10 protein-coding genes and 1 tRNA gene are annotated in these 9,394 nt (G+C 69.4%); 4 read left to right on the forward strand and 7 right to left on the reverse strand.

The annotated features are described in order from the left end of the window. On the forward strand, positions 1-769 hold a 769-nt coding region (locus tag RTM68_RS14470), incomplete at its 5' end, for an ATP-dependent helicase C-terminal domain-containing protein (protein WP_312172170.1). A gap of 19 nt (positions 770-788) precedes the next feature. On the opposite strand, the gene RTM68_RS14475 is transcribed toward RTM68_RS14470, so the two are convergent. Genes RTM68_RS14475 through RTM68_RS14490 form a run of 4 tightly spaced genes read right to left on the reverse strand, consistent with a single transcriptional unit; the run spans position 789 to position 4,640 of the window. Beyond that, a complete protein-coding gene (locus RTM68_RS14475; RefSeq protein WP_312172172.1) occupies positions 789-1,523 on the reverse strand; it encodes an ABC transporter permease in 735 nt (244 codons plus the stop codon). Then, positions 1,520-2,296 (reverse strand): ABC transporter ATP-binding protein, encoded by a 777-nt coding sequence (locus tag RTM68_RS14480; RefSeq protein ID WP_312172175.1) that lies wholly within the window; start codon positions 2,294-2,296, stop codon positions 1,520-1,522. Before RTM68_RS14480 ends, RTM68_RS14475 begins: the two co-directional genes overlap by 4 nt. 37 nt (positions 2,297-2,333) lie before the next feature. Continuing rightward, the gene (locus tag RTM68_RS14485) at positions 2,334-3,086 is read right to left on the reverse strand and encodes an AAA family ATPase (RefSeq protein WP_312172178.1); all 753 of its coding nucleotides are present in this window, start codon (positions 3,084-3,086) and stop codon (positions 2,334-2,336) included. A 60-nt stretch (positions 3,087-3,146) separates the two neighbouring features. Next, a complete protein-coding gene (locus RTM68_RS14490; protein WP_312172180.1) occupies positions 3,147-4,640 on the reverse strand; it encodes an L-serine ammonia-lyase, iron-sulfur-dependent, subunit alpha in 1,494 nt (497 codons plus the stop codon). 118 nt (positions 4,641-4,758) lie between these two features. Here RTM68_RS14490 and RTM68_RS14495 point away from each other — a divergent pair, with 118 nt between their 5' ends. Further along, on the forward strand, positions 4,759-5,076 hold the full coding sequence (locus RTM68_RS14495; protein ID WP_312172182.1) for a hypothetical protein: 318 nt from the start codon (positions 4,759-4,761) through the stop codon (positions 5,074-5,076). Positions 5,077-5,153: 77 nt separating this feature from the next. Here RTM68_RS14495 and RTM68_RS14500 read toward each other — a convergent pair whose 3' ends face one another. Further along, the gene (locus RTM68_RS14500) at positions 5,154-6,884 is read right to left on the reverse strand and encodes an FAD-dependent oxidoreductase (protein ID WP_312172184.1); all 1,731 of its coding nucleotides are present in this window, start codon (positions 6,882-6,884) and stop codon (positions 5,154-5,156) included. Between the two features lie 71 nt (positions 6,885-6,955). Between RTM68_RS14500 and RTM68_RS14505 the strand changes: the two genes are divergently transcribed. Beyond that, positions 6,956-7,888, forward strand: a complete 933-nt coding sequence (locus RTM68_RS14505; RefSeq protein WP_312172187.1) for a LysR family transcriptional regulator — start codon at positions 6,956-6,958, stop codon at positions 7,886-7,888. Positions 7,889-8,096: 208 nt separating this feature from the next. Here the strand turns inward: RTM68_RS14505 and RTM68_RS14510 are convergent. Next, a tRNA-Arg gene (locus RTM68_RS14510) sits at positions 8,097-8,169 on the reverse strand. Between the two features lie 66 nt (positions 8,170-8,235). After that, a complete protein-coding gene (locus RTM68_RS14515) occupies positions 8,236-8,814 on the reverse strand; it encodes an asparagine synthase (RefSeq protein WP_312172189.1) in 579 nt (192 codons plus the stop codon). 125 nt (positions 8,815-8,939) lie between these two features. On the opposite strand from RTM68_RS14515, the gene RTM68_RS14520 reads away from it, so the two are divergent. After that, positions 8,940-9,394 (forward strand): SDR family oxidoreductase (locus RTM68_RS14520; RefSeq protein ID WP_312172191.1); only part of this gene is annotated, 455 nt, incomplete at its 3' end.

Raw genomic sequence — 9,394 nt, forward strand, 5'->3', positions numbered from 1 at the left:
GGCCCAGATCGAGAAGGCCGCGAGTCACCTCATGACCGACCGTGTCGAGGCCGAGTTCATCGGAGGGCGCGTGCAGGCACGTCGCGAGCGACGCGTCGGCGCGATCCTGCGCTCATCGGCACCGGTGCGGGCATCGGTCGAGGAGGGACGCGACGCCGTGCGCCGGGCTCTCCGACGCGAGGGGCTCGGCATGTTCACGTGGGCGGACACCGCCGATGCTCTGCGCCGTCGCCTTGCTCTGCTGCGGCACGCGCTCGGCGAGCCCTGGCCCGATGTGTCGGATGTCGGACTGCTCGCGGAACTCGACGCGTGGCTCGCACCGGAGCTCGATGCACTGGCCGCAGGCACCCCTGTGAGTCGACTCGATCTGACCTCGGCGCTCCGCCGCCTGCTGCCGTGGCCCGACGCAGTGCGTCTCGACGACCTCGTACCCGACCGGCTCGAGGTGCCCACCGGGTCACGCATCCGCATCGTCTACCCGCCGCATGATGATCCGACCTCGCGGCCGGTCGTCGCCGTGAAGCTGCAGGAGTGCTTCGGCTGGGCCGAGACGCCCAGGCTGGTCGACGGTCGCATGCCGGTGCTCTTCCACCTGCTCTCCCCCGCCGGACGTCCGCTCGCGGTGACCGACGATCTCGCGTCATTCTGGTCGGGCCCCTATGCCCAGGTGCGCGCCGAGATGCGCGGGCGCTATCCGAAGCATCCGTGGCCGGAGGACCCGTGGGCTGCGACACCGACCAGGCACACCAAGAACCGCGCCTCGCGCTGAGCGCTGATCCGGTCTTCCCTCAGGGGGTGCGACGCCTCAGCGTGAGCGACGCGAGCACGAGCGCGCCGACCCCGAACGCGACCACGACGAGCAGAGGTCCGAAGACGTCCCACCGCTCATCCCCCGCCGTCACGGCGTTGACCGTGTCGATGGCATAGCTCAGGGGCAGCCAGTCCGAGATCGCGTGCAGCACGTCGGGCATCTGATCACGCGGCATGAACAACCCGCCCAGGATGATCTGCGGGAACACGAGCAGCGGCATGAACTGCACGGCCTGGAACTCGGTCTGCGCGAAGGCGCTGGCGAGCAGTCCGAGCGCGGTCCCGAGCAGGGCGTCGACGACAGCGACGAGCCCGAGCTGCCAGAGCTCGCCCTCGACCTCGAGTCCGCACACCCCGACCGCGAACGACACCGTGATGACCGCCTGCAGCAGCGCCATGAGCCCGAAGGCCAGCGCGTATCCGAGGATGAAGTCGGCCTTGCCGAGCGGGGTCGTCATGAGCCGCTCGAGAGTGCCCGAGCGTCGTTCACGCAGGGTGGTGATCGAGGTGATCAGGAACATCACGATGAACGGGAACAGCGCGAGGATCGCGCCGCCGAACCGATCGAAGACGCCGTCCTGATCGCTGAACAGCCAGGCGAAGAGCCCGACGAGCAGGCTCGGCGCGACCACCATCAGCACGATCGAACGCGGATCGTGACGCAGCTGCCCGAGCACGCGGGCCGCCGTGGCGAGCATCCGTCCGGCGTTCATTCCGCCTGCTCCCGTCGCTCGCGCCGCGTACGGGCTCGCACGTGTCCGTGGTGCGCCCTGGTGTCCTGCGCGATGAGGGCGAGGAACGCGGCGTCGGGATCGGACGTCCCGGTGTCCTCCAGCAATGCTTCCGGACTCGTGTCGGCGATGATCCGTCCGGCGCGCATGAGCACGAGCCGATCACAGCGCAGCGCCTCATCCATGACGTGGCTCGAGACGATCAGGGTGACGCCGCGACCGGCCAGGGCGCGGAAGAGATCCCACAGCTCGACCCGCAGCACGGGATCGAGCCCCACCGTCGGTTCATCGAGCACGATCAGCGCGGGTGAGCCGATGAGGGCCATCGCCAACGAGACCCGCGTGGCCTGACCACCGCTGAGCGATCCGGCGAGTCGGCCGGCCTGAGCACCGAGTCCGACCTCCTCGATGACCCGATCGGCGTCGCCCCTCGGTGCTTTCAGCAGAGCGGCGACGTACGTGAGATTCTGGCGCACCGTGAGGTCGCCGTACACCGCCGTGCCCTGGGTGCCGTATGCGACCTGATGCCGCAGCCGCGATGATCCGCCCGGTTCCCCCAGCACTGTCACCGTGCCGCCGGCGATCCGCTGCACCCCGACGATCGCGCGCATCAGCGTGGTCTTGCCGCATCCGGACGGACCCAGCAGGCCCGTGATCTCCCCGCGCGGAATCGTCAGATCGATGCCGTCGAAGACCTGCGTCCTCCCGCGCCGCACCCGCAGACCTGAGATCTCGACAACCGCGGCGTTCGTCATGCTTGATTATCCGCCCGGGCGACCGCGGCGGCGACCCCTAATCGAGCAGGTGGCGCAGGTACCTCGGCGGGTCCTGAAGGAAGGATCGCCAGTGGTTCACGATCTCGAGATCTCCCCACTCGGCCGGGCGGATGCCCCACTCGCCGACCTCGAGGATCTGCGCGCCCGGAAGGGCGGCGAGCACGGGCGAGTGCGTGGCGCACAGCACCTGTCCTCCGTCATCGACGATGCGCTGCAGCACCGCGATGAGCGTCAGCGTCGACTGGAAAGACAGCGCCGCCTCGGGCTCGTCGAGACAGTAGAAACCGGGTGAATCGAAGCGGCTGTCGAGCAGGGCGAGGAAGGATTCGCCGTGACTCATCTCGTGGAACGGCACGTCGCCGCTCGATGAGGGGTTCTCTTCGAGATACGTGTAGAACGAGTGCATCGTCTCGGCCCGCAGGAAGAATCCCCACCGATCGGCGCCGACGCCTCGCTGAAGCCGGAGCCATTCGGACAGCGGGGATTCGGTGGCTCGGGTGCTGTGCCTGGCGAACCGCGAGCCGCCCTCGGGCGAGAGACCGTAGGCGATCGCGATTCCCTCGACGATCGTCGACTTGCCGCTGCCGTTCTCGCCGACCAGGAATGTCACTCCGGGAGACAGGTCGATCCCCTCGCGCAGCACCTGCGCGACCGCGGGGATGCTCGTGGGCCAGAGTCGTCCCGGCTCCGGCGCATCGTCGTTCGCGCTCACCGCCACGACCGGCTGCTCTCGTCGCCGACGGCTGCCCGGTGTCCAGATCGATTCCACAGTCGCCTCCCTCTGCAGAAGGCTAGCCGCAGCCTCCGACACGGCCGCGGGGGAGCCGGCTCAGCACTCGATGACGTTGACCGCGAGGCCGCCCTCGCTGGTCTCCTTGTACTTGGTCGACATGTCGATGCCGGTCTGACGCATGGTCTCGACGACGGCATCCAGCGAGACGTAGTGGCTGCCGTCGCCGCGGAGTGCGAGCCGTGCGGCGGTGACGGCGGTCGATGCCGCGATCGCGTTGCGCTCGATGCAGGGGATCTGCACGAGACCGCCGATCGGGTCGCAGGTGAGTCCGAGGTGGTGCTCCATCGCGATCTCGGCGGCGTTCTCGATCTGCCGGTTCGTCCCGCCCATCACGGCGGTCAGGCCACCCGCGGCCATCGCGCAGGCCGAGCCGACTTCGGCCTGGCATCCGCCCTCCGCCCCCGAGATCGACGCGTTCGCCTTGAACAGCGATCCCAGCGCCGTGGCTGTGAGCAGGAAACGGCGGATGCCGCGGCGGCGGTTCGCCTCGGCGATGACCTCGTCACCCTCCGTCTGCGCCGACTCGATCGCCCGCGCGCCGTCGAAGCCGAGCAGCGCGCTGCCGACGAGCTCGCCGTACGGGGTCACCGCGTTGCCTGCCCCGAGCCCGGAATCGGCGAGGAATCTCCACCAGTACATCGCGACGGCGGGAAGGATGCCGGCCGCGCCGTTGGTCGGAGCCGTGACGACCCGCCCACCGGCGGCGTTCTCCTCATTCACGGCGAGCGCGAAGGCACCCAGCCACTCGCCAGGAAGCTCGCGATGCCCGTCGGCCTCGGCGTCTTCGAGCTGCGCGCGGATCAGGCTCGCGCGCCGCTTGACCTTGAGCATCCCGGGGAGCACACCGTCGGAGTGCAGGCCCGCGTCGACGCAGGCCGCCATGGCGTCCCAGATCGCATCGAGCCCGGCGGCGACGTCGTCCTCGCTGCGTTCGGCCGTCTCGTTGAGGCGGGCGATCTCGGCGATCGACAGGCCGTGCTCGTCGCAGAGCGCGAGCAGCGACGCGGCATCTGCGTAGGAATACGGAAGCGGCGCGGACGCGAGCTTCTCGGCTTCGCCATCCCTGCGGATGAACCCGCCGCCGACCGAGTAGTAGGTCTCCTCGGCGACGATGCCCGCCTCGGCATCCCACGCGGTGATCGTCATGGCGTTCGGGTGCCCGGGAAGTCTGGTGCGGGGCGCGAACACGATGTCGCCCTTGACGAACGGCACCTCGTGCACGCCGTCGATCGACAGCGTGGCGCCCTCGCGCAGGTCGGTCCACGCGGCGCGCACCTCGGCCGGATCGCACGTCTCGGGATCGAGTCCGCGGAGGCCCGCGACGACGGCATCCGGCGTTCCGTGTCCGATTCCCGTGGCACCGAGCGAGCCGTAGAGCGTGCTGCCGACGCGTGCGACACGGGTCAGCTCCCCGGTCGCGCGGAGCCGGTGGGCGAACTCGAGTGCCGCCCGCATCGGCCCGACCGTGTGGGAACTCGAGGGGCCCACTCCGATGGAGAAGAGATCGAAGGCCGAGACGTACGCTGTCACCTCCCCAGCGTACGTCGTGATCCGCGCCACGGACGATACGACCGACGCCGTCAAGCCCCTTCATCCCGGCGAGTGCACACCGCATCCTGGGGGTGCACTCGATGCGAAAGGGACGATCATGACGAACAGCACACCCGCACAGGACCCGACCTCCGGCCTCGACCCCGAGGCGCAGACGCCGACACCGACCCCGTCGTCCGGCGACGCCGGGGAGTTCAAGGATGTGGGGAACACCGCCGAGAAGCCGGCCGAGGCCGACTCCCCCGAAGACGCCGACCCTTCTGAGGTCCCGAGTACCGAGGAGCTCGAGGAGCCGAGCACCGAGAAGGAGCCTGCGGAGGAGCCCAAGGCCCCGGCACGCAACGACCCCGAGCCCGACCATGAAGCCGTCGGGATCGGGGTCATCGACGGTCCGGAGACCGACGAGGGCGACTGAGCGACTCCTACCTCACCCAGTCACCCGGCCGCTCCCGTCGCGATGCACCCTGCGACGGGAGCGAGTTCGGATGCGGGCTACTCGACGAGCTTGCCCTCGGTGTCGACCTCGCGCATGAGCTCCGCGATCTCTGCGGGGATCTCCGGGATCGGCTCGTGCGTGACTCCTGTGGTGGGCGACCAGACCAGGTTGACCTGCAGCGTGGGGTCGGTGTCGGGGTAGTCGCTGCGGTTGTGGCATCCGCGTGTCTCCCGACGCTCCAGCGCCGCCTCGATCGTGGCACGGGCGGCGAGCACCGACGCCTTCAGATCGAACGCGTGCGCGAGATCTTGGAACCCCGCGATGTCGGGGTGGATGCCGATGTCCTCCATCCGGCCCTCGATCATGTCGAGGTCGGCGAGGCCCGCCCGCAGTCCCTCCTCGGACCGCACGACGCCCGCGTGCTGGGTCATGGTGTTGCGGATCGCGCGCTGCAGAGCGCGGACGTTCTCGCGGCCGTCCGCGGCGAGCAGGTCATCGATCTCGGCTCGGGCCTGCGCCACGGCATCCGCTGAGCGACGCTGGGCGTCGAGTCCCGCCGCGTGCGCCATCGCGGCCTGTCCGACGATGCGCCCGTAGACGAGCAGCTCGATCAGCGAGTTGCCGCCGAGGCGGTTCGCCCCGTGCAGGCCGCTGGACGCTTCGCCGATCGCGTAGAGTCCGTCGACATCGGTCTGGTGATCCTCCGGACGCACCCACACGCCGCCCATCGAGTAGTGCGCGGTGGGCGCGATCTCGATCGGCTCGGCGGTGATGTCGAGCATCTGCAGCTCCATCATCGTCTGGTAGACGCGGGGCAGGCGGGTCATGATCGTCTCGCGGGGCAGGTGCGAGACGTCGAGCCAGACGCCGCCGTTCTCGGTGCCGCGGCCTTCGGCGATCTCGGTGTACGCGGCGAGCGCGACCCGGTCGCGGGTCGAGAGCTCCATGCGCTCGGGGTCGTACTTCGACATGAAGCGCTCACCGAGGGCGTTGCGCAGGATGCCGCCCTCGCCGCGGGCGGCCTCGGAGATGAGGGTGCCCGCAGCGTTCTCGGGCTCGATGATCCCTGAGGGGTGGAACTGCACGAGCTCGGGGTCGCGAAGGCGTGCACCCGCGTCGACGGCGAGGCGGAAGGAGTCGCCCGTGTTCTCGTCGCGGCGAGACGAGGTGCGGCGCCAGATGCGGTTGTGTCCGCCCGCGGCGAGGATCACGGCATCCGCGTGGATCAGGTAGCGAGTGCCGTCGGACTGGTCGAAGCCGTAGGCGCCGAACACGACGTTGTCGCGTACGAGCAGACGCGTGATGTAGACGTGGTCGAGGATCGGCACCTCGAGCTGCTCGGCCTTGGCGACGAGGGTGCGCTGGATCTCGAGACCGGTGTAGTCGCCGGCGAAGGCCGTGCGACGGAAGGTGTGCGCGCCGAAGAACCGCTGCGAGATGCGACCGTCGTCCTCTCGGGCGAAGTCCATGCCCCAGCGCTCGAGGTCGCGGATGCCGCGCTCAGCCCCCTGCGTCACGATCTCGACCGTGTGAGGGTTGGCGAGCAGGTAGCTCTCCTTGATGGTGTCGGCGGCGTGCTGCTGCCAGCTGTCTCCCTCGTCCATGGTGCCGAGAGCGGCGTTGATGCCGCCGGCGGCGAGGGAGGTGTGGGCATCCTGTCGGGGGCGTTTGCCGACGGCGAGGACGTCGATGCCGTGTTCGGCGACCTCGATCGCCGCACGCAGCCCGGATCCGCCGGTCCCGATGACGAGGACCGTGGTGGAGATCTGACGTTCGCGAGTACTCATGCATTCGACGCTAGTTAGGGCGACCTAATAACTCCAATGCATAGTTCTACTGGAATCGATAGACTGCAGACATGAACCTCGAGCAGCTCCGCGGGTTCGTCGAGGTCGCCCGCCTCGGCCACTTCACCCGCGCCTCCGAGTACCTTCACCTGGCGCAGCCCTCGCTGAGTCGGCAGATCTCGACCCTCGAACGCGAGCTCGGCGCGGAGCTGTTCCACCGCGCGCGCGGCCACATCGCACTCACCGCCGCCGGTGAGGCGCTGCTCCCCCGCGCTCAGCGGATGCTCGCCGAAGCCGAGGCCATCCGCGACGAGATGGGCGAGCTCGCCGGGCTCCGACGCGGACGCGTGCGCCTCGGCGCTCCCCCGACCCTGTGCATCAGCCTCGTCGCCGAGGCCGTCAGCGCGTTCCATGCGGCCCATCCCGGTGTCGACCTGCACCTCGACGAGAGCGGATCACGCCTGCTGGTCGATCAACTCGCCGTCGGCGCCGTCGACATCGCGCTGATCACCGAATCGACGGGCCCGCCCCCGTCGGGGTTCAGCCTGACGCGCATGCCGCTGCTCACCGAGGAGCTGGTCGTCGTCTCGGCGGCATCCCAGCCTCCCGTCGCGATCACGCCCGCGATCGGCCTCGAGCACCTCGCCACACTGCCGCTGATCGCCCTCGACGAGACCTACGAGCTGCGCGCGACCACTGACGCGGCCTTCCGCTCCGCGGGCATCACCCCGAATCACGTCCTGGTAGGGGCGGAGATGGATGCCGTGCTCCGCTTCGTCGAACGAGGAGTGGGCGTCGCCGTCGTGCCCGCGATGGTGCTGTTCGACCAGCCGGCGCTGCGCTCGGTGCGACTGACGCACCCGATGATGCGGCGCACCGTGAGCCTCGCGCACCGCGCGGATGTCACCCCTGCGGTCGCCGTCGCGGCTATGCGCGATGTCATCCTCACCACCGCCGCCGACTACGCGCGGCGGGATCCGGCGATCACCAGCCTGCTCGACTGATCCGCAGCCCACATTCGCCGCCGCGCGGAGTGCCCGCTCATCTGGTCGCCCTGCCTCTGGGAAGGAGATCTCTCGCAACGAAGGAGGGAACTCCGCGTGCGGCCCTTCGCTGCGCGAGTTCTCCTTCGCAGCGCGCGCCGGATGCGGCTGCGCACTCCCCGACATGCAGAGATCCCCGCCGCTTTCGCGACGGGGATCTCATGTGATGTGCGCCCGAAGGGACTCGAACCCCTAACCTTCTGATCCGTAGTCAGATGCTCTATCCATTGAGCTACGGGCGCTCCTGGACCGCTCAGCGGGCCGTGGAACAGCCTATAACAGTCTCCGCGTGAATGCGAATCGGCGCCTCACTCGGCCTGGTCCGGGTCCTTCGGCTCGTTGCGCTTGGCCTTCGCCCGCTGCTGCGACGACAGGGCCTGCAGGTCGACGAGCCGCAGCGCCTGCATCCGCGCCTCGCGCATGCGGTCGTAATCGGGATCCTGATCGGGGCGCATCCCCTCGACACGAAGCCGGCGATCGAGGTTGTGCCGCACGTCGGCCCAGGCGCCCGCGCGGGCCTCCTCGACGATGGTGCGCAGCGCCGCCTCGTCGTCCATGAGCTCTCGCAGCTTCGAGGCCACGCCGTGCGACTGCTTGGCGCGACGTCGCAGGTTGCGCACGTCGCGGTCGCGGTAGTCATGGGTGCCCGACGGGTCGGAGTGACGACCCCGCGCCCGCTTGCGCAGGGCGACGAGGTTCCGCTCGACTTCTTCGGATTCCTCGGCCATCGCGCGAAGCGCCTCGCGGGCGTCGGCGACGTACTTGTCCGTGTCGAAGATTCCGTTCTCGGCGATCGTGCCGATCAGGATGTGATTCTTGACGGCGAGGCGCGCGGCAGCTGTCGCAATCGCGACGCCTTCCGCGATGGCATCCGCAGTTCGTCCCACCGCAACCTCCTTGCATCGAGCGTACCCGTTCCGCTCCCCGTTCCTGTGGGCCAGAATGTTCGCTATCGGCTCGCGTCGCCCCGACCTCACACGGCTCGCTCCGATCGACCCAGGGAGGAGGGGGCATGGCGCGACTCGCCCTGGCCGGCAGCACGACCGTCATCACCGGCGCGGCCCACGGGATGGGTGCCGAGATCGCTCGTCTCCTCGCCGGGCGAGGGGTGCATCTCGCGCTGATCGACCACGACCAGGAGGCGCTGTCGACGCTGGCCGCGGAGCTGGGTGCCGCCTCCGTCACCACGCACGTCGTCGATCTTCGCGATGACTCCGCGGTGTTCGCGACAGCCGACGAGATCATCCGGCAGCATCCGCACATCAACGCGCTGATCACCTGCGCGGGATCCTCGATGCTCGGCACGCTCGACCAGTTGACGATGGAGGAGATGCGTTGGCTGACCGACGTGAACCTCTGGGGCACGGTGTCGATCACCAAAGCACTGCTCCCCGCGTTGCGCACCGCACCGGCCGCGCACATCACCCACCTCGCGAGCGTGTACGCCCTCGCGGCGCCCGCCGGGCG

The sequence above is a fragment of the Microbacterium sp. genome (assembly GCF_031988965.1).
In the GTDB taxonomy this organism is placed as follows: domain Bacteria; phylum Actinomycetota; class Actinomycetes; order Actinomycetales; family Microbacteriaceae; genus Microbacterium.